This is a genomic window from Xanthomonas albilineans (genome assembly GCF_002939705.1).
Classification (GTDB): Bacteria; Pseudomonadota; Gammaproteobacteria; order Xanthomonadales; family Xanthomonadaceae; genus Xanthomonas_A; species Xanthomonas_A albilineans.
Window position 1 is genome coordinate 1 of record NZ_MDCB01000008.1, and the last position, 20784, is coordinate 20784.

The 20784-nt window shown below is 63.5% G+C and carries 14 protein-coding genes and 1 pseudogene; 6 read left to right on the forward strand and 9 right to left on the reverse strand.

Going from position 1 to position 20784, the window contains the following annotated elements; all coding sequences use genetic code 11:
• The 3 genes and pseudogenes from XalbCFBP2523_RS08560 to sucC form a co-directional block, all read right to left on the reverse strand.
• A pseudogene (locus XalbCFBP2523_RS08560) lies at positions 1-339 on the reverse strand (transposase); the annotation flags it as partial.
• Positions 340-645: 306 nt separating this feature from the next.
• Positions 646-1518 carry a succinate--CoA ligase subunit alpha gene (gene sucD / locus XalbCFBP2523_RS08565; RefSeq protein ID WP_012915199.1) on the reverse strand — a complete coding sequence of 291 codons (873 nt, stop codon included), beginning with the start codon at positions 1516-1518 and terminating at the stop codon, positions 646-648.
• A 26-nt stretch (positions 1519-1544) separates the two neighbouring features.
• Positions 1545-2708: an ADP-forming succinate--CoA ligase subunit beta gene (sucC, locus tag XalbCFBP2523_RS08570; RefSeq protein ID WP_045739005.1), complete on the reverse strand. Its 1164-nt coding sequence runs from the start codon at positions 2706-2708 to the stop codon at positions 1545-1547.
• Between the two features lie 291 nt (positions 2709-2999).
• Here sucC and XalbCFBP2523_RS08575 point away from each other — a divergent pair, with 291 nt between their 5' ends.
• Both XalbCFBP2523_RS08575 and XalbCFBP2523_RS08580 read left to right on the forward strand, forming a co-directional pair.
• Entirely contained in the window at positions 3000-4613 is a 1614-nt protein-coding gene (locus XalbCFBP2523_RS08575) for a sensor histidine kinase (RefSeq protein ID WP_045764294.1), read from the forward strand.
• Positions 4614-4700: 87 nt separating this feature from the next.
• A complete protein-coding gene (locus XalbCFBP2523_RS08580) occupies positions 4701-6089 on the forward strand; it encodes a sigma-54-dependent transcriptional regulator (protein WP_045765328.1) in 1389 nt (462 codons plus the stop codon).
• A 143-nt stretch (positions 6090-6232) separates the two neighbouring features.
• Here the strand turns inward: XalbCFBP2523_RS08580 and pilB are convergent, their stop codons facing one another.
• Both pilB and XalbCFBP2523_RS08590 read right to left on the reverse strand, forming a co-directional pair.
• Positions 6233-7960 carry a type IV-A pilus assembly ATPase PilB gene (gene pilB, locus XalbCFBP2523_RS08585; protein WP_045765327.1) on the reverse strand — a complete coding sequence of 576 codons (1728 nt, stop codon included), beginning with the start codon at positions 7958-7960 and terminating at the stop codon, positions 6233-6235.
• Between the two features lie 149 nt (positions 7961-8109).
• Positions 8110-8547 (reverse strand): pilin, encoded by a 438-nt coding sequence (locus tag XalbCFBP2523_RS08590; protein ID WP_012915194.1) that lies wholly within the window; start codon positions 8545-8547, stop codon positions 8110-8112.
• A 366-nt stretch (positions 8548-8913) separates the two neighbouring features.
• On the opposite strand from XalbCFBP2523_RS08590, the gene XalbCFBP2523_RS08595 reads away from it, so the two are divergent.
• From XalbCFBP2523_RS08595 to coaE, 3 genes are read left to right on the forward strand one after another with little or no spacing between them, the layout of a single operon-like run.
• Positions 8914-10185 (forward strand): type II secretion system F family protein, encoded by a 1272-nt coding sequence (locus tag XalbCFBP2523_RS08595; RefSeq protein ID WP_012915193.1) that lies wholly within the window; start codon positions 8914-8916, stop codon positions 10183-10185.
• Positions 10186-10191: 6 nt separating this feature from the next.
• On the forward strand, positions 10192-11055 hold the full coding sequence (locus XalbCFBP2523_RS08600; RefSeq protein WP_045765326.1) for a prepilin peptidase: 864 nt from the start codon (positions 10192-10194) through the stop codon (positions 11053-11055).
• A gap of 12 nt (positions 11056-11067) precedes the next feature.
• Positions 11068-11691, forward strand: coding sequence for a dephospho-CoA kinase (gene coaE, locus XalbCFBP2523_RS08605; RefSeq protein ID WP_045765325.1), 624 nt, complete (start codon positions 11068-11070; stop codon positions 11689-11691).
• Between the two features lie 63 nt (positions 11692-11754).
• Here the strand turns inward: coaE and XalbCFBP2523_RS08610 are convergent, their stop codons facing one another.
• From XalbCFBP2523_RS08610 to rimK, 3 genes are all read right to left on the reverse strand, one after another.
• On the reverse strand, positions 11755-13065 hold the full coding sequence (locus XalbCFBP2523_RS08610; protein ID WP_012915190.1) for a sensor histidine kinase: 1311 nt from the start codon (positions 13063-13065) through the stop codon (positions 11755-11757).
• Positions 13066-13560: 495 nt separating this feature from the next.
• Positions 13561-14238, reverse strand: coding sequence for a response regulator transcription factor (locus tag XalbCFBP2523_RS08615; RefSeq protein ID WP_045728928.1), 678 nt, complete (start codon positions 14236-14238; stop codon positions 13561-13563).
• Between the two features lie 701 nt (positions 14239-14939).
• Positions 14940-15815, reverse strand: a complete 876-nt coding sequence (rimK, locus tag XalbCFBP2523_RS08625) for a 30S ribosomal protein S6--L-glutamate ligase (protein WP_045765323.1) — start codon at positions 15813-15815, stop codon at positions 14940-14942.
• A gap of 270 nt (positions 15816-16085) precedes the next feature.
• Here rimK and XalbCFBP2523_RS08630 point away from each other — a divergent pair, with 270 nt between their 5' ends.
• Positions 16086-18398 carry a TonB-dependent receptor gene (locus XalbCFBP2523_RS08630; protein WP_045765322.1) on the forward strand — a complete coding sequence of 771 codons (2313 nt, stop codon included), beginning with the start codon at positions 16086-16088 and terminating at the stop codon, positions 18396-18398.
• 270 nt (positions 18399-18668) lie between these two features.
• On the opposite strand, the gene XalbCFBP2523_RS08635 is transcribed toward XalbCFBP2523_RS08630, so the two are convergent.
• On the reverse strand, positions 18669-20756 hold the full coding sequence (locus XalbCFBP2523_RS08635; protein WP_080928041.1) for a phosphocholine-specific phospholipase C: 2088 nt from the start codon (positions 20754-20756) through the stop codon (positions 18669-18671).
• Positions 20757-20784: the final 28 nt, after the last annotated feature.

A 20784-nucleotide genomic window follows, 5' to 3' on the forward strand; every position in this document is an offset into this window, starting at 1 on the left:
CCAACTCGGACAGCAGCGCAATGACCTCTTCATCCCGATTAGGACGGCGCCGATAGCGTGCCGTCGAGCGAGCCACGCCCAGCACCGAACAGGCCCGGCGCTCGCTCCAGCCATGCGGCTCGATGAGCCAGGCAAGAAGTGGGCGCTTATGCGCCGGGTCTACAATGTTTTTGCGATGACATCCTTCAATGCATGGTTTTCCATCGCAAGCTTGGCATACATCCGCTTGAGCTTGCCGTGTTCGGTTTCCAGGTCTCGAAGGCGCTGTACGTCAGCAGCCTCCATGCCGCCGTACTTGGACTTCCAGACGTAGTACGTCGCCTCGGAAATGCCCAGCTCATCGTTGGTCTCCTCGGTGGCTAGTCTGCACGGAGACCTCTAGCTATGGCTGGATCAATTTTACGGGAGGCTGACAAGGCAGGCCATCCGTCACCGTGCGACACGCGATGCCCGCGCAGGTCAGTTCGGGCAGGCTGATGAGCGCTCATTCATCCCACCTCTGCATGCCATCACCCACATAGCGAATCGATCATGTGGAACGCGGCCTACACCAACGAAAAAGGCCTCGCACACGCGAGGCCTTTCCGACAGCCTTGCCGCACCGTCGCCGCAACCGGTTTGCGGCGACGACGCAGTGCTCGCGGCTTACTTCACCAGCGAAGCAATCGCCGCGCCCAGGTCGCCCGGCGAACGCACGGTCTTGACGCCGGCCGCTTCCATCGCCGCGAATTTGCCTTCGGCCGTGCCCGAACCGCCGGAGGCGATCGCGCCGGCATGACCCATGCGCTTGCCCTTCGGCGCGGAAGCGCCGGCGATGAAACCGACCACCGGCTTCTTGACGTGCTGCTTGATGTACGCAGCACCGGCTTCCTCGGCGGCACCACCGATTTCGCCGACCATGATGATGCCTTCGGTCTGCGGGTCTTCGTTGAACAGCTTGAGGCAGTCGACGAAGTTCAGGCCGTTGATCGGGTCGCCGCCGATGCCGATGACCGTGGACTGGCCCAGGCCAGCGGCGGTGGTTTGCTTGACCGCTTCATAGGTCAGCGTGCCCGAGCGCGAGACGATGCCGATCTTGCCCTTCTGGTGGATGTGGCCGGGCATGATGCCGATCTTGCACTCGCCCGGGGTGATGATGCCAGGGCAGTTGGGGCCGACCAGCACCACGTCCGGATGCTGCTTCAGCACGTTCTTGACCCGCAGCATGTCCAGCACCGGGATGCCCTCGGTGATGCAGACGATGACCTTGATGCCGGCCGCTGCGGCCTCCAGGATCGCGTCGGCCGCGAACGGCGGCGGCACGTAGATCACCGAGGCGTCGGCGCCGGTGGCCTGGACCGCTTCGCGCACGGTGTTGAACACCGGCAGGCCGATGTGGGTGCTGCCGCCCTTGCCGGGGGTCACGCCGCCGACGACCTGGGTGCCGTATTCCACCATCTGGGTGGCGTGAAAGGTGCCCTGCTGGCCAGTGAAGCCCTGCACGATGACCTTCGTCTTCTTGTTGATCAAAACAGACATGATTCTTCCTAAGTCTCGTGGAGGGTTCAGGCGGCGACGGCAGCGACGGCCTTCTTGGCGCCGTCGTTGATGTCGTCGGCCGGGGTGATGGCCAGGCCGGAGTCGGCCAGCAGCTTCTTGCCCGCTTCCACATTGGTGCCTTCCAGACGCACCACCACCGGCACCTTGACGTCCACTTCCTTAACCGCGGCGATGATGCCCTCGGCAATCATGTCGCAGCGGACGATGCCGCCGAAGATGTTGACGAAAATGGCCTTGACCTTGTCGCTGGACAGGATGAGCTTGAACGCCTCGGTCACGCGTTCCTTGGTGGCGCCGCCGCCCACGTCGAGGAAGTTGGCCGGCGCACCGCCGTTGAGCGCGATCACATCCATCGTGGCCATCGCCAGACCGGCGCCGTTGACCATGCAGCCGATGTTGCCGTCCATGGTGACGTAGTTGAGGTCGTGCTCGCTGGCCTTCACCTCGGTCTCGTCTTCCTGCGTGGTATCGCGCATGGCGGCCAGATCCTTGCGACGGAAGGTAGCGTTGTCGTCGGAGTTGACCTTGCCATCCAGCGCATAGAGGTTCTGGTCGTCCAGAATCGCCAGCGGGTTCAGTTCGACCAGCGACAGATCCTTGTCGTTGAACAGCGCGTACAGCCCGCCCATGATGTTGGCCAGCTGATTGGCCTGCTTGGCGGTCAGCCCCATCTTGAAGCCGATCTCGCGTCCCTGGTAGGGCTGCACGCCTTCGGCGTAGTCCACCACGAGGGTGTGGATCTTCTCGGGCGTGGTGGCGGCGACTTCCTCGATGTCCACGCCGCCTTCGCTGGAGACGATATAGGTGATCGACTTCTGGTCGCGGTCGACCAGCAGCGATAAATACAGCTCCTTGACGATCTCGCCGGCAGTGGTCACCAGCACCAGATTGACCGGCAGTGCCACGCCTGCGGACTGATAGGTGGCCATCTTGGTACCGAGCATCTTGGCCGCGGCGGCTTTGACATCGTCGGTGGTCTTGCAGAACTTCACGCCGCCGGCCTTGCCGCGGCCGCCCGCATGGATTTGGGCCTTGACCATCCAGGGGCCATCGCCCAAGGCATTGGCCGCTTCGACGGCTTCTTCCGGCGTGGACGCGATGCGTCCGGCCGGAACCGGGATGCCGTAGTTGGCAAACAGTTGTTTCGCCTGGTATTCGTGGAAATTCATGCGTCACCGTGGGAGAAGGAACGACCGTCCCGCAGCGACCTGGAGCCTGAATGGCAGCCGGAGACGGTACGGACGGGGCGCCTATTGTCGCCGACCCTGGGCGGCGGCGCAAAAGCGCCAGTGCGCCGACCCCACCGGTCGAGCGCCGCGTATGCGCGTCGGCCATCCGCCATGGCTGGCACGCCCGCACCATGACGGCGGGATCGCCATCCCGAAGCCTACCCCCTCTGCCATCCGCCACGACAGCGACACCCTATACTCGCGCCGTCCACCGCACGTCTGGAGTCCAGCTTGGCCACCAGCGCCTCGCTCATCGATCGCATCAAGTCCATCCCGCGCCGCGAACTGTATTTTTTTGCGCTGTACCGGATCCTGGTCGCCGGGTTGATCGCGGCATTGGTGTTCAGCCCACTCAGCACACTGATCGGCGAACCGCGTTTCCCGCAACTAGCGAACGAGCTGGCCACGGTCTATGTCTTCGTGGCACTGGCGCTGTTGTTATGGGGACGCAACGAACGTCACCTGCCCCCCATCGTGTGCTTCAGCACGGTCACCGACATCGCTGCGGCGACCGTGGCAGCGCATGCGCTGCCCGCCGCCAGCGCCGGTATCGCCATGATGCTGCTGTTCAATATCGCCGCATCGTCCATGATGCTGCGCCTGCGCTGGAGCATGGCGATCGCGCTGACTGCCTCGGCGGCGCTCCTGGCGGAATATCTCTGGACCATCCTGGACAGCGGCAACAACAGCCGCAGCTTGGCCGAATTGGCGATGTTCGCCACCAGCTACCTCGCGGTGGCTTACTTCTGCAATCGCATCGGGCGACGCGCGCGCATCAATCAGAGCCTGGCCGAACAGCGCGGCGCGGAGGTGGCGAACCTCTACGAAATCAACGAACTGATCATCCGTCGCATGCGCACGGGCGTGTTGGTGGTCGACGGCCAGAACCGAGTCACTCTGGTCAACGAGGCGGCCTCGTTCCTGCTCGGCGATACCGACAGTCACAGCGATAACGGCCAACTCAACCTGCTCCGTGCCGCGCCGGAGTTGGCGCGTCGCCTGCAACGCTGGCGCAATGGCTGGAACCAAGAGGAAAGCCCGCTGCAACTATCCCCGGACCAGCCGGAAGTACAACCGCGCTTCGCCCGGCTATTGGCCGAGGGCGAGCTCACCCTGGTGTTTCTCGACGACGCCACGGTAGTCTCGCGGCGCGCCGAGTCGCTGACACTGTCGGCAATGGGCCGCTTCTCGGCGAGCCTGGCCCATGAAATCCGTAATCCACTGGCAGCCATCAACTACGCCTCACAGTTGCTGGAGGAATCCACGGCCATCGACAATGCCGACCGCCGCCTGTTGCAGATCATCCATCAGCAGTGCCAGCGCACCAACGGCATTGTCGAGAGTGTGCTGGGACTGGCCCGACGCGAGCGCTCAAACCCCGAGAATCTAGACTTGGGTGCATTCTCGCGCCGCTTCGTGCTGGACTGCCAACAGGGCCTGTCGATCGAGACCGACAGCATCGAGGCGATCCTTCCGCAGCACCCCGTGCATGCGTTGGTCGATCCCAAACATCTGCATCAAATCCTCAGTGCGCTGGTGCACAACGCACTCAAGTACGGCCGGGTGATGGAGGAACCGGCACGGGTACGGCTGCGCGTCTGCATGCAGGAACGCAACGCCATCGTCGACGTGATGGACCGCGGCCCCGGCATTCCCGAGACAGTGGCGGCACAACTGTTCCGCCCATTCTTCACCACTTCCGAGCACGGCACCGGACTGGGCCTGTACATCGCCCGCGAACTGTGCCGCGCCAACCAGGCGCGCCTGGAGTACGTCCCGGTCCCAGCGGGAGGCGCCTGCTTTCGCGTCACCCTGCCCGGACCACACGCGATGCTGGTGCGCTGAGAGGTGAGAATCGCTTCGCCAACACGCCAGCAACACCGCTAAATTGCCGCCCTCGCTCTTCCTCAACCATCAACCCTCTTTTTGCGCATGAACGAAACCCGAAGCGCCCTGATCGTCGACGACGAGCGCGACATCCGCGAGTTACTGGTCCTGACCCTGGGCAGGATGGGCCTGCGCATCAGCACCGCCGCCAATTTGGCCGAAGCGCGCGAATTGCTGGCGAGCAATCGCTACGACCTGTGCATCACCGACATGCGCCTGCCCGACGGCAACGGCATCGAACTGGTCAGCGAGATTGCCAAGCACTATCCGCACACACCGGTGGCGATGATCACCGCCTTCGGCAGCATGGATCTGGCGGTGGAGGCGCTGAAGGCCGGCGCGTTCGACTTCGTCAGCAAGCCGGTCGACATCCAGATTCTGCGCGGCCTGGTCAAGCACGCGCTGGAACTCAACAACGCAACGCGTGCCGCCGCGCCAGCCCCGGCGCCGGAACATGCCAGCCGCCTGCTCGGCGCATCGGCGGCGATGGAGGCGCTGCGCAACACCATCGCCAAGGTGGCACGCAACCAAGCGCCGGTCTATATCCTCGGCGAATCGGGCGTGGGCAAGGAACTGGTCGCCCGCACCATCCACGAACAGAGCGCACGCGCGGTCGGACCGTTCGTCCCGGTGAACTGCGGCGCGATCCCCGCCGAACTGATGGAAAGCGAGTTCTTCGGGCATAAGAAAGGCAGCTTCACCGGCGCGCATGCCGATCAGGCCGGCCTGTTCCAGGCCGCGCACGGCGGTACCTTGTTCCTCGACGAAGTCGCCGAACTGCCGTTGCCGATGCAGGTCAAGTTGCTGCGCGCGATCCAGGAAAAATCGGTGCGCCCGGTCGGTGCCGCCACGGAAGTGCCTGTGGACGTGCGTATTCTCTCGGCAACCCACAAGGACCTGGCCGACCTGGTCGCCGAGGGCCGCTTCCGCCACGACCTGTATTACCGCATCAACGTGATCGAACTACGCGTGCCGCCGCTGCGCGAACGTGCCAGCGACCTGCCGCACCTGGCCGCGGCGATTCTGTTGCGGCTGGCCAAGAGCCACGGCCGGCCGGCCCCGTTGCTATCCTCCTCCGCACTGGACGCACTGAGCAGCTACGCCTTCCCCGGCAACGTGCGCGAACTGGAGAACATCCTCGAACGCGCCCTGGCGATGGCCGACGACGACCAGATCGATGCCGCGGATCTACGCCTCCCGCAACCCGGCAACAGCGCCCGGGCGGCGGCCGAGGCCGCCCCGGCGCTGCCGCCCGGCGTGGTCGACATCGACCCCGGTTCCTCGGCGCTGCCCTCCTATATCGAGCAGCTCGAACGCGCGGCGATCCAGAAAGCGCTGGAAGAAAACCGCTGGAACAAGACCCGCACCGCCGCGCAACTCGGCATCACCTTCCGCGCCCTGCGCTACAAGCTGAAAAAGCTGGGGATGGAATAGACCCCAGCGGGCCGGTCGCTACAAGGCATACCGCAACGCCGACACGACACCCTGCGTTGCCATCGACATCGCCTGGCATCCAAGGCATGTTGCGCAGATCACACGGCGGAGCGGCGCCCTGTCGCGCGCCGCCCCACTGCGCATCAATCCTTGGTCACGCGGTTGATCTCGGCCAGACTGGTGATGCCATTGCGCGCCTTGAGCAAGGCCGACTGACGCAGATCATTGACCCCGATCTTCTGCGCGGCGCTGGCGATGTCCATCGCGTTACCGCCCTGCAGCACGATCGCGGCGATTTCGTCGTTCATCGGCATCACCTGGTAGATGCCGGTGCGGCCCTTGTAGCCTTCGGTGCATTCCTCGCAACCGACCGGCTCGTACAACTGGATCCCCGCGGCGATGTCCGCTTCGGTGAAGCCTTCGGCCAGCAAGGCTTTATCCGGCAGCTTGACCGGGCGTTTGCAGTTGTTGCACAGCCGCCGCGCCAACCGCTGCGCGATCACCAAGGTCACCGAACTGGTGATGTTGTAAGGCGCGATGCCCATGTTCATCAGACGCGCGATGGTCTGCGGCGCATCGTTGGTGTGCAGGGTGGACAGCACCATGTGACCGGTCTGCGCTGCCTTGATCGCGATCTCGGCGGTTTCCAAGTCGCGGATTTCGCCGACCATGATGATGTCCGGGTCCTGACGCAGGAACGAACGCAAGGCTGCGGCGAAGGTCATGCCGCGCTTGTTGTTCTGCTGCACCTGATTGACGCCCGGCAGACGGATTTCCACCGGGTCCTCGGCGGTGGAAATGTTGCGGGTTTCGTCGTTGAGAATGCCCAGCGCGGTATACAGCGACACCGTCTTGCCGGAGCCGGTCGGGCCGGTCACCAGCACCATGCCGTAGGGCTTATGGATCGCGTCCAGGAACAACTGCTGCTGTTCCGGCTCGTAGCCGAGCTTGTCGATGCCCAGCTTGGCCGCACTGCCGTCGAGAATACGCAGCACGATCTTCTCGCCGAACAGCGTCGGCAGCGTGCTGACGCGGAAGTCGATCTGCTTGTTCTTGGACAGATTGAGCTTGATGCGCCCGTCCTGCGGCACGCGCTTCTCGGCGATGTCCAACTGCGCCATCACCTTCAGCCGCGCGGCGATGCGCTGATTGAGCTTGACCGGCGCCTTGGCCACGTTCTTGAGCAGGCCATCGATGCGCAGGCGCACCCGGTAGTCGTCCTCGTAGGGCTCGAAATGGATATCCGAGGCACCGCGGCGGATCGCATCGATCAGCACCTTGTTGACGAACTTGACCACCGGCGTGTCGTCGCTCTTGGCGTCCATACCGGTGTCGCCGCTGCCGCCGTCCTCGTCACCGCCCACATCGAGGTTGTCCATGCCCTCGTCGTCGCCGCCCAACGCACTGCCGAGCGCATCGTTGCTGGAATGCCACTGCTCCAGCGTGCGCCGGATCTGGTCCTCATCGACCAGGATCGGCTCGACCGTGAGATTGGTATGAAACTTGATGTCGTCCAGCGCCCGGGTCTGGGTGGGATTGCTGATCCCCACGAACAGACGGCTACCGCGCTTGAACAGCGGCAGCACCTGGTGCTTGTGCAGCAGCTCCTCGCTGACCAGCTTCATCGCGTTCTGGCTGGCGTCGAACACCGAGGCATCCAGCAACGGCACACCGAATTCCACCGCATTGGCGGCGGCCAACTGCGCGGCGGTGACCAGCTTCTTCTCGGCGAACCATTGCGGCAGCGGAACCCTGGCCTCGGTGGCCTGGGCCATGGCGGCCCGCGCCGCGGCCTCCTCCAAGACCCCATCCTGAACGAGACGGCGGGCGATGCCGGTGATGCCGACGAGATTGGCTGATATGGCGCTCATAACCGGGACCCTGTATCCAGAGGCGCTATCTTAGCGGTATCGAGCAGAGGACTGATGCCACGTCATCACCACAAAAAACAAACCCGCCTGATGGCGGGCTTGTCGTGACTGGAATGAGGGGCGGACGATTCCGATGGTCGCTCTTTCGATCAGGCACCCGTGCAGGTATTTGGCACATACTTCTGCAAGGCCGTCGTCGTGCAGACCCAGTTCAAAGCACCACCAACGTTATTCGCGGTCAACTTCACTGTCTTGTTTTGTAGATTGGCATTGACACCCGCGGCGTTAAATGTCGCAGTGATGGTGCAAGCCGGAGCTGTGCCGCCCAAGTCGATTTTTGCGGTGTAATTGCCGGCATAACCGGTATTGGCTTCGAACCCATTCGCACCATTGGCCGGGCAGGCTCCCTGATTGGCATAGTACTCGGCCACCTGGGTCTTGAGCCCATCGGTGAGTGTCAGCGCTTCCGAGAACTGTGCACGAGCCAAATAATTCTGGTACTGCGGTATGGCAATCGCGGCCAGGATAGCAATGATCGCGACCACGATCATCAGTTCGATCAGGGTAAAGCCCTGCTGCTTCTTCATAACAAACCCCTAGAGTATGGCGTATAAGGTGTAGGCACTCGCCCGCGGAGCGTTCTCCCCGAGCGCCGCGGCGAAGCGCCACGTACAGGGTTCCAAGCAGACTGCGTGCCAACTTTTCGCACCTCGCCGCATGACTCCCCGGACATATAATGCCCGATTACGGCGCACGGGAAGTAGCCAAGATTCGGGATCCGCGACGGGATGGGCTGGTCGCCCCCGAGGGTCAAAAACTGACGCACTGCGTCACTCGGCAATCATCGACAACTGATCGCGACTTCCAGCAGCGCACGGATGCCAGGCGCCACGGAAACCGATACCATGCGGTGCATGTCCGCCCGGGGATGGCCGGACGGGGGAGACGACCTGATGTCCGCAACTCGCAGCGCAGTCAAGAGCGCAGTCAAAAAAGAACCGGTCGCGCGCGCTACCAGCCAACAAATTCAGTTCGTCTGGGAGGGCACCGACAAGCGCGGCGTCAAGATGAAAGGCGAGCAGACGGCCAAGAACGCCAACCTGTTGCGCGCGGAACTGCGCCGCCAGGGGATCACCCCCACCGTGGTCAAGCCCAAGCCCAAGCCCTTGTTCGGCGCGGCGGGCAGCAAGGTCACCCCCAAGGACATCGCCTTCTTCAGCCGGCAAATGGCGACGATGATGAAGTCGGGCGTGCCCATCGTGGGTTCGTTGGAGATCATCGCCAGCGGGCACAAGAACCCGCGCATGAAAAAGATGGTCGAGCAGATCCGCACCGATATCGAAGGCGGCTCCTCGCTCTACGAAGCGATCAGCCGGCATCCAGTGCAGTTCGACGAGTTGTACCGCAACCTGGTCAAGGCCGGCGAAGGCGCCGGCGTGCTCGAAACCGTGCTGGAAACGGTGGCCACCTACAAGGAAAACATCGAAGCGCTGAAAGGCAAGATCAAGAAGGCCTTGTTCTATCCGGCCATGGTGATGGCCGTCGCAGTGATCGTCAGCTGCATCCTGCTGGTCTGGGTGGTGCCGCAGTTCGAGGACGTGTTCAAGGGCTTCGGCGCGCAACTGCCGGCCTTCACCCAGATGATCGTGACGGCCTCGCGCTTCATGGTCGCGTATTGGTGGATGATGCTGATCGTGGTGATCGGCAGCATCGTGGGCTTCACCTTCGCCTACAAGCGCTCGCCAGCCATGCAGCATGGCATGGACCGGCTGATCCTGAAAGTGCCGGTCATCGGCCAGATCATGCACAACAGTTCGGTGGCGCGCTTCTCGCGCACCCTGGCAGTGACCTTCCGCGCCGGCGTGCCGTTGGTGGAAGCGCTGGACATCGTCGCTGGCGCCACCGGCAACAGCGTCTACGAAAAATCCGTCTTGCGCATGCGCGACGACGTGGCGGTCGGCTACCCGGTGAACGTGGCGATGAAGCAGACCAATCTGTTTCCGCACATGGTGATCCAGATGACCGCCATCGGCGAGGAGGCCGGCGCGCTGGACGCGATGCTGTTCAAGGTGGCCGAATACTTCGAACAGGAAGTCAACAACGCGGTCGATGCCTTGAGCAGCCTGATGGAACCGCTGATCATGGTGTTCATCGGCACCATCGTCGGCGGCATGGTCATCGGCATGTATCTACCGATCTTCAAGCTGGCCTCGGTGGTGGGATAAGGCGCAATGGCATTTCTCGATCAACACCCCGGCCTGGGCTACCCGGCCGCGGCGGGGCTGGGCCTGCTGGTGGGCAGCTTTCTCAACGTGGTGATCCTGCGCCTGCCCAAGCGCATGGAATGGCAATGGAAGCGCGATTCGCGCGAGATTCTGGAGTTGCCAGACCTCTACGATCCAGCGCCCCCCGGCATCGTGGTGGAGCCGTCGCACTGCCCGCATTGCAAGCACCGGCTGGCCTGGTACGAGAACATTCCGCTGTTCAGTTGGCTGGCCCTGCGCGGCAAGTGCCGCTACTGCCATACCCCGATTTCGATCCAGTATCCGCTGGTAGAGCTGTTGACCAGCCTGCTGGTGGTCGCCAGCGTGTGGCGCTTCGGCTTCGGCTGGCAGGGCTTCGGTGCGATCGTGCTCAGTTGCTTCCTGGTCGCGTTGTCGGGGATCGATCTGCGCACCCGCCTGCTTCCGGATCAACTGACCTTGCCGCTGATGTGGCTGGGCCTGATCGGCAGTATGGACAATCTGTACATGCCGGCCAAACCGGCCCTGCTCGGCGCGGCGGTCGGCTATGTGTCGCTGTGGTCGGTGTGGTGGCTGTTCAAGCAGATCACCGGCAAGGAAGGCATGGGCCATGGCGACTTCAAGCTGCTGGCCGCCATCGGCGCCTGGTGCGGGCTGAAGGGGATCCTGCCGGTCATCCTGATCTCCTCGCTGGTGGGCGCGATCCTGGGCTCGGCCTGGCTCGCGGCCAAGGGCCGCGACCGGGCGACGCCGATCCCGTTCGGCCCCTATCTGGCCATTGCCGGGTGGATCACCTTTTTCTGGGGCAGGCAGATCGTGGACACCTACCTGCACTGGTCCGGGCTGCGTTGACGGGGCGGCGGCTTGACTGAGTTCATCGTCGGCCTGACCGGTGGTGTCGCCTCGGGCAAGAGCGAACTCGGCCGTCACTTCGAAGCCAAAGGCATTGTCGTCGCCGATGCCGACATGGCCGCACGCGCCGTGGTCGCGCCCGGTCACCCGGCACTGGCGCAGATCGTGGCGCGGTTCGGCGCGCAGCTTCTGCGCGAGGATGGCCAACTCGACCGCGCCGCCTTGCGACAGCACATCTTCGCCGATGCGGCCGCGCGGCGCGACCTCGAAGCGATCACCCATCCGGCCATTCGCCTGCTGCTGCAGCAAACGTGTCGCAAGGCCGCTGGCGCGTATGCCATCGCCGCCATTCCCTTGCTGACAGAAATAGGCGCGCGCACGGCCTATCCCTGGCTGGACCGGATCCTGGTGGTGGACGCACCCGAAGCGTTACAGCACGCGCGGCTGACGCAGCGCGATGGCATCAGCGCCGATCTCGCCCAACGGATGATGGCCGCGCAGGCCACCCGCGCGGCGCGGCTGGCGATTGCCGACGACGTGGTGGTCAACGACGGCACGGCGGCGCAGTTGCAGGACGCCGTGGACGCACTGGATCGGCGCTATCGGGCATTGGCGGCGATCAAGGCCGCGAGGTAAAAGCCACCGTCGCCACGATAGGCCATGCCGCCACCGTTGAAACGGCACCCATCGAATCCGCCGCTACGCCGGCTTGAACCACAGCGTGGCGACCACGCCCTTGGCGGCGCCTGGGCGCACGTTGACCTGCCAACCATACAGATCGCACAGACGGCTGACGATCGACAGGCCGATGCCGCCGCCCTGCGAATGGCCCGCGTGGGTGCCGCGATAACCGCGCTGAAATAACTTGGCGGCGTCTTCCTCGCTGAGGCCGGGACCGGAATCGATCACCTGCACCGCATCGCTCAACACCCGCACCAGCACCTGGCCTTCCTGGGTGTACTTGACCGCGTTGCCGATCAGATTGCCCAGCGCCACCGAGAGCGCCGAATCGGGCGCGTCGATGGTCAGGTCGCGCTCGCCCTCCAACAGTAACTGGAGTGGTTTGCCGCCCAATTGCGCCCGATGCGACTCGATCAGTTGCTCGGCGACCTTGGCCACGTTGCTATGCCCTTGCCCGCGTTCGTTGCGCGACAACAGCAACAACGAACCGATCAGGTCGCTGCACTGCTGTTCGGCACGCTGGATGCGCTGCAGACGCTGCAACACCTTGTCGTCGAGATTGGGACGGGTCAACAGCAGCTCCGTGGCGCCACGGATCACCGCCAGCGGCGTGCGCAGTTCATGGCTGACGTCGGCGTTGAACTCACGGTCGCGCTGCACCACTTCGGTCAACCGCGTGGAGTAATCGTCCAGCGCCTCGGCCAGCTGGCCGACTTCGTCGTCGGGGAAGTGCGGCGCCAACGGCTTGGGCTCGCTGGTGCCGCCGCGGTAGGCGCGCAGGCGCGCGGCAAGGTCCGACACCGGGCGCATGACCTTGGACGCCGACCACCAACCGATCAGCAGTGAAAAAAAACCAAACAACAGAACCGAAACGCACAACCAAGCCCTTAAACGATTCTGAGCAACACTGGCTCTCGTCGTATCGTAGGCAAGGAAAAACCAGGCATCTTGCGTCTTTCGCACTGCAACCTGGTACGCCAGCGGCTTATTGAATTCATCTGTTCCGCTGTAGCTCTCGATACCTTCCGGCATCTTTACCCACCCCGGAAAATCTCGCGCAAGCCGCGCCATCGCTTCCGGATCTTTCGGATTGACTGCACGCGCATACATCTGCTCGACCTGGAGTGCGGGCTTGGCATCCGGATTCGCCGCATATGACCGCGCCATCACTTCGATGTTGCGATTCATCACGTCCTCGATCATCTTGGTTTCGATGTATCGATTCGCCCAGATTGTCGCAAGCGCAAACAGAATCGTCAGCCCAGTCCCGAACAACAAGAACGATAGGATGATGCGGGTGCGCAGACGCCGCCGGCTACGGGCCTTCATTATTCGCACCACGAATTCGGACCTCTATGGCAAAACCGGCATACGAATACCGACACTGCAAATAACCACACGAATCAGAAAGTCACACTCCGCAAAACAATAGCGGCCCACTTGGGCCGCTATCGCAAATCATGACAATCAAAATGGATCGGAACAAGAAGAAACTTCTTGGCAATCAGTGTCGAAAGACCATTGACCAAGCCACCCTAAATTGTAAGTCGTCGAAGTACAAATGGTGCATGCCGATCCGGCGGCAAATGCAGAACCAGCACACAGCGCCAGTCCAATCAACACCACGATGGGAAACAGCTTCCTCATCTTTTTGCCCCTCTCAGTTGTCTATACATGATTGTTAGGCAACACCTATCGATACAAAATAATCTTTGCATCGATTGATTCAGCCTACCTGATCTGAAAGAAAGAAAGCAACTCTCAAGAACCGCGTAGACGGCGTGAACCAACAACATGGGCTTCCGGAAGGACGACAGTCAACCGTCAGGCATCGGGCGCAGCGATGCGGTAGCCGATGCCGTGACGGGTCTGGATCATCGGCACCCCGAACGGCTTGTCCACCACCGCACGCAGGCCGTGGATGTGCACGCGCAAGGAATCCGAATCCGGCAGTTCCTCGCCCCACACCCGGGTTTCCAGCTCCTGCCGGGTGACCACGGCGGGAGAAGCTTCCATCAATGCCTGCAGGATTTTCAACGCGGTGGGATTGAGCTGCAGCAGCTTGCTCTGACGTCGCACTTCCAGCGTGTCCAGGTTGTACTCCAGATCGCCCGTCACCAGGACCCGGGTATGCACCCCTTTGCCACGACGCGACAACGCATTGAGCCGCACTTCCACTTCCTGCAGCGCGAAAGGCTTGATCAGGTAGTCGTCGGCACCGGAATCGAAGCCGGCGAGCTTGTTGTCCAGCGAATCGCGCGCGGTGAGCATCAGCACCGGGGTCTGCTTACGCGCTTCGTTGCGCAGCTTGCGGCAGACTTCGATTCCATCCATGCCGGGCAGGTTGAGGTCGAGCACGATCGCATCGAACTCGTGTACCACCGCCAGATGCAGGCCGGTGACGCCGTCGGCGGCGAAATCGACGGTATGGCCACGGTCTTCGAGGTAATCGCCCAGGTTGGCGGCGATGTCGCTGTTGTCTTCGATCACTAAAATTCGCACCAACATTTACCCCGTCAGTCGTACTTGCCATTTGGATTGCGCCACATCACGTCCGGCGCATCCTCGTTCTCGCGACGGTGTTCCGCCGCGGCCTGTGCATTGCGTGGTGGCGCGCAACGACGCCATCGCAACACACACCACATGGCTGCGCGCCACCGACCCGGCACCGTTCGCGGCTCGTCGAACGGGTCCTCGCGCAATGTGCGGGTACGGATAAGCTGCCAGGAGGCCGCCTTCCGCCACGGCACGATTGCCCTGGTGCCAGACCCATCCCGCTACGCCCGCACGGATGTCGGAATTGGTCGCGCTCAACCACTCAGCCGAATTGTACGGAGTTCCTGCGCGAACGCTTCGTTCACGTTCATGGGCGCCTCACCTTTCATCTCCGGCATCGCGCGACGGGCACTGGCCTCCCCTGCCCGGCCGGCCATCACTGCCACCTCGCGATGCCTCCACCCGGCGGATCCGGGGCCTCACTGTCGTTGCGCCGCGGGCATGGCCGCACGCGATACCGCGACGCCGATCGCGCCCAAGAAAAAGGCCCAGGGGACAATGCCACCTGGGCCAAAAGTATCTATCCCGATTACCGTTCCTGCTGAGGAGGGCAGAGCTGCGGTGAGAAGAAGCATACGCAGCCCGGAATTAAACCGGCGTTAAGTCAGAAATGATGGCGATAAAACAAGATAACTCATTGATTTAATTCACCCGCAGCCAGCTTCGAGATGCGCGATGATCTTGTCGGCAATCTCCCGCCCGCACACCGACTCGATGCCCTCCAGACCCGGCGTGGAATTGACCTCCAGAACCAGCGGCCCCCGCCGCGAGCTGATCAGATCGACCCCGGCCACCCCCAGCCCCAGCGCCTTGGCCGAGCGTATCGCCACCTCCTGTTCGCTGCTGCTGGAGCTGTAACGCTCGGCTGTCCCCCCCAGATGCAGGTTGGAACGGAAGTCGCCTTCCGGCGCGGTCCGGCGCATCGCGGCGACAACCTGATCGCCCACGACGAAACAGCGCAGATCGGCCCCCTCGGCTTCGGCGATGAATTCCTGCACTAGGAAATTGGCGGACAACCCGCGCAACGCCTCGACCATCCCCCGCGAGGCGCTGGCCTTCTCAGCCAGGATCACCCCGGTGCCCTGGGCGCCTTCGTTCAACTTCACCACATGCGGCGGGGGCCCCAACATGGACAACAGATCGCCAGTGTCGTCGGGATTGTCGCCGAACACGGTCATCGGCATATCGATGCCCTTGGCCGCCAGCAGTTGGTGCGCACGCAGCTTGTCGCGTGCGCGCAGGATCGCATCGGACGGATTGGGAGTATGCACGCCCATCATTTCCAGTTGCCGCAACACCGCGGTGCCGTAGCGGGTCACGGAATTGCCTAGGCGCGGGATCACCGCGTCGTAACCGGTGATCGGCTTGCTTTTGTAGTGCATGGTGAAGGTGCCAGAGGCGATGCGCATGTAGCAACGCAACGGGTCCAGCACCCGCACCGTGTGCCCGCGCTCGCGGCCGGCCTCGATTAGGCGCCGCGTCGAGTACAACTTACTGTTCCGGGACAGAATGGCGAGCTTCATCGAGGCGCGGTGACGGTGGCAGGCCGGGCATCATACGTCGCGCCGACAACGCTGTAACCGCCGCAACGCTGGCGCAGGCAAGACGCGCGAGGTCTGCCTCTCTCATCGGCTGACCTCGACTCGCTGTCCTATCGCCGACACAGAACCGCCCCGAAATTTTCACAAATCCCGTTCATGGTGAGGGGCCTGCCGCACGTCGGCATGGCACGGGCTGCCCGCGCGTCGCGCAGCAGGCCCGGCACGTCTCTCCTACATGATTGGTGACTCTTGATGCTCCCCACTTCCCGATCCTTGCGCCCGCATGCGCTGGTGCTCGCCGTCGCGTCCGCACTACCGGCTTTCGCAGCGCTGGCCGACACCGCGCCAACAACGGCTAACGCTACCGCAGATGCGGCCACCAACGCGGCCGGCGGCGGCGATGCGACGATGCTCGATGCGATCACGGTCGCCTCCACCGGCACCACCCGTCAGGTGCAGCGCATCACCGGCCAGGACATCGGCATCGCCGCACCCGGCACCAGCGCGCTGAAGGTGCTGGACAAGCTGCCCGGCGTGCAGTTCCAGTCGGCCGACGCCTGGGGCGCCTACGAATGGTCGACCGCGATCAGTCTGCACGGTTTCGACCAGAGCCGTCTGGGCTTCACCCTGGACGGTGTACCACTGGGCAACATGAGCTACGGCGTCACCGACGGCCTGCAAGTGACCCGCGCGATCATCTCCGAAAACGTGGCCTCGGTGGAACTGGCGCAGGGCGCTGGCGCGCTGGGCACCGCGTCGAGCAGTAACCTCGGCGGCACCGTGCGTTACTTCTCCGCCGCCCCCGACGCAGAAGCCGGCCTACGCTTCAGCCAGACCATCGGCTCGGACAGCACCCGCCGCACCTACCTGCGTGGCGATACCGGTGATCTCCATGGCTTCTCGTTGTACACCTCGGTGGTCCACGGCGAGGCAGACAAGTGGAAGGGCTACGGCAACAACGAATACAACCAGGCCAACGCCAAGGCGCTGTACCAGTGGGGCGAAGGCAATCGGATCAGCCTGTTCCTGGACAGCTCGCACCGCAAGGAATACGACATCATGGATTTGTCGCTGACCTCGCAGAAAGTGCTGGGCTGGAACTGGGACTACCTGATGCCGGACTGGAACAGCGCCGTGCAGATCGCCAACGCGCTCAACGGCAATGGCAGCTACCCGGCCTCGCTCAATGGCCTGCCTGCCGACTACGACAAGGCCGATGCATCCTATTACTCCGGTGCCGGCCTGCGCCGCGACAATCTGGCCGCGCTCAGCGGCAGCTTCAATTTGGGTGGCAGCGCCACGCTGAACCTCACCGGCTACTCGCACAGCGATAATGGCGAAGGCCAATGGACCACGCCATACGCGGCGTCTTCGGCGACCATCCCGCTGTCGATGCGCACCACCGACTACCGCCTCGACCGGCACGGCGTCACTGGCTCGCTCAACTTCACCGTGAGCGGCAACGAGATCGAGATCGGCGGCTGGTACCAGAACGCCAAGACCGTGCAGGAACGCAATTACTTCCTGCTCAATGGTCCATTCACCGACCTGTATTACTTCAACCAGCACGGCACGCTGTTTGCGCGCGGCTTCGACCAGCACTACGACACCGACACCCGCATGGTCTACGCGCAGGATACGCTGCGCCTGCTCGACGAACGCCTGACCTTGAACTTCGGCGCCAAGAAGCTGATCGTGGACACCACCGCGCATTCACTCGTGCCGTCCAGGGCCAACGCCGCCGGCGAGATCAAGGCGGACTCGGACCTGCTGCCGCAGGTGGGTGCGAACTTCAAGATCGACGATCACCAAGAGGTCTACGCGTCCTACAACAAGAACATGGCCGGCTTCGGCTTCACCCCGTTTCAGGAATCGCAGAACGCGTTCAATGCCATCAAGGGATCGCTGAAACCGGAAACCGCGCAAACCTATGAAATGGGCTACCGCGTGCGCGGTGGCGGCGTCGAAGCATCGCTGGCGCTGTACCACACCATGTTCGACAACCGCCTGCTGGTGACCTCGCCGTGCAGCGCGATCCAGACCTGCTCGGCCACGCTCAACAACGTCGGTTCGGTGCGCAGCCAGGGCGCCGACCTGGCGTTGATCTGGCGCCCGATCGAGCAACTGCGCTGGCTGAACTCGCTGTCCTACGACAACGCCACTTACCAGGACGACTACCTCAACGGTGGCGTAGTGGCGACCTCCGGCAAGCACGTGGTCGGCATCCCCGAATGGATGTTCTCCAGCAGCCTGGCCTACGAAAACGCCGGCTGGCATGCGTCGCTGGACGGCAAATACACCAGCCGCCGCTACATCAGCTACCTCAACGATTCGTCGGTACCCAGCTACTGGCGCTTCGACCTGAGTGCCGGTTACGACTTCGGTCAAGTCGGCATGTTCCAGAACCTGGGGCTGAGCGCCAACGTCACCAACCTATTCGACAAGCGTTACTTCGCCACCACCGGCACCAACGGCTACGTGGTCTCCGACCCCAATGGCTACAACCAGACCTTGATGGCCGGCGCACCGCGGCAGTTCTTCGTCACCTTCAACGGTAAGTTCTAAGCGACACGCACACCGCCCGGGAAGGCAATACCGCCGCCGTTGCGCAAGCAGCGGCGGCGTTTTGTTTGCATGAGGAAGGGACACGCACGGCCGCAGCCTGCCGCTCCACGATTCCGATCGATGAGCCGATCACGGCACGCGCCGACACGATCACCACGCCCACCACGGACACCCACGTCCATCGGCCCGGCTTTTACGCAGACGCACTGACGCATTGCAAACGGTCGGCCCTGACATCCCTGCCCGCGCCGCACGCACACCAGCGGCGCGTCAGACGACGGCCGCGCGCCCGATCGCCGGATCGCTCATGCTCGGATGTCCGGTTTCGATATGTCCGGCCAAGCGTCGCCGCCACGGCGGCATGGCCTCGCTGGTGACCAGCAGATCGTACCAATGGTGCTGCGCCTGCAGCGGGAAACGCAGCACGCGGCGCGCGCCCGGGGCCAGCACGTGCGTCCGCTCCGCACCGTCCCGATAGCCATCGCGAACCCGCAGCGTAGCGGACTGCGCGCCCGCATTGCCCAACTCCAGCAGCAGGCATTGCGCCGCAACGTCGTATTCAATTTCGGCATGCAAACCGGCGTCGGCCAGGCCGTCGCCATGGAACTCGCGCAGAAAGCCATTCGGCCCATGCACGCGCAGCGCATACCCGGCATCGGCGACATCGCCGCGCCACGCGCGCGCGTCCTGCAGTTCGCTACCGGCGGCCAGCGTGTAGAACCAGGGGCCGGCGACGCCGTCATCGGCATAGACATTGAGCGCCACCCCGGCGGCGCCACGGTTGCGCATGCGCAACACCCGCGCCTGCGCTTGCACCTGCATACGCACATCGACATCGTAGGGCAGCGCACGCGCCGGGCGCTGGCCGGGTTCTTGCACCGGCAGCGCCTGCTGCAACGGACGCTGCGGCGGCGGCAGCGTCGCGGTGGCATCGATGCGGGCGATGAAGTCGCCCGTGTGCGGCAACACCACCGGCGCCGCATCGTGACCGGCGAAGTCCAACGTCGAGGTCAGATCGCCAGCCACAGCGCGACGCCAGGGGTTGATGTTGGGTTCCATGACACCGAAACGACGCTCCAGGAAGCGGATCACCGAGGTGTGGTCGAACACCTGCGAATTCACCCAGCCACCACGGCTCCACGGCGACACCACCAACATCGGCACGCGCGGCCCCAGTCCGACCGGGACCCCGTGATAGTCCTCGCCGTGCAGGTCCACGTTGCTGGCCCCCAGCTCCGGAAGGATCGCCGGCAATGCCGGGGGCACGTGGTCGAAGAAACCATCGTTCTCGTCGTAATTAATCAGAAATACCGTCTTGGACCAGACCTCGGGCGATCCGGCCAGGATGTCCAACAGGCGCGCGCTCAACGATTGCCCGTAAGCCGGCGTGGCCTCGGGATGTTCGCTGAGCAGGTAAGGCGCGACGATCCAGGAGACCTGGGGCAAGGTACCAGCGCGCACGTCGCGCGCGAACGCGGCGAGCAGATGTTCGCCACGCGACGCCTTGGCGTTGTCGGCGCTGGAACCCGGCACCCAGGCACGGCCGCGACGGTACAGCGGCGAAGCACGATCCAGGTTGCGGAAGTGGGCGAAGTACGCGTGGCTGTTGTCGCCATAGTTGTCGAACTCCTGATACACCTGCCAACGGATGCCGGCCTGCTGCAAGCGTTCGGCGTAGGTGGTCCAGGTGTAGCCGGGAAAGCGCGGATTATCGCGCGCCATATCCGCGGTCCAGTTGCCGTCATCACGATTGTTCACCGCCTGTTCGCCATCGTTGCCGACGCTCAGGCCGCTGGTGCCGGTGAACATGTACATGCGGTTGGGATTGGTCGGACCAAACACAGAGGCGTGGTAGCCATCGCAAATGGTGAAGGCGTCGGCCAGCGCGTAGTAGAACGGCAAGTCCTCGCGCTGGAAATGGCCCATGCTCATCGCGCTCTTCTGCGCGATCCAGGCATCGTGATGTTTCCAGGTTTCGTGCGCGCCCTTCCAATCGTGGTTGAGGTCCTTCATCCACTGCGCGCTGGTGGTCTGACTGTCGAGACGAAACGGCAGCACGTAGCGCTCTCCAGCACCCGGCTCGGGCTGGTACCAGACCGGCCGGCCATTGGGCAAGCGCAGCGGCCGTGGATCACAATAACCACGCACCCCGCGCAGACAGCCGAAGTAATGGTCGAAGGAGCGGTTCTCCTGCATCAAGATCACCACATGCTGCACGTCCTGCAACGTGCCGGTGACCCGCGCCGGCGGCACCGCCAGCGCACTGCGGATGGCTCCCGGCAACAGCGGCATGGCCGCTCCTGCCCCCAGGGCCAGGGACGCACGGGCAAGGAAACGACGACGGCTATATTCGACCACGGCAACGCATACCGACAACGAGCGAACG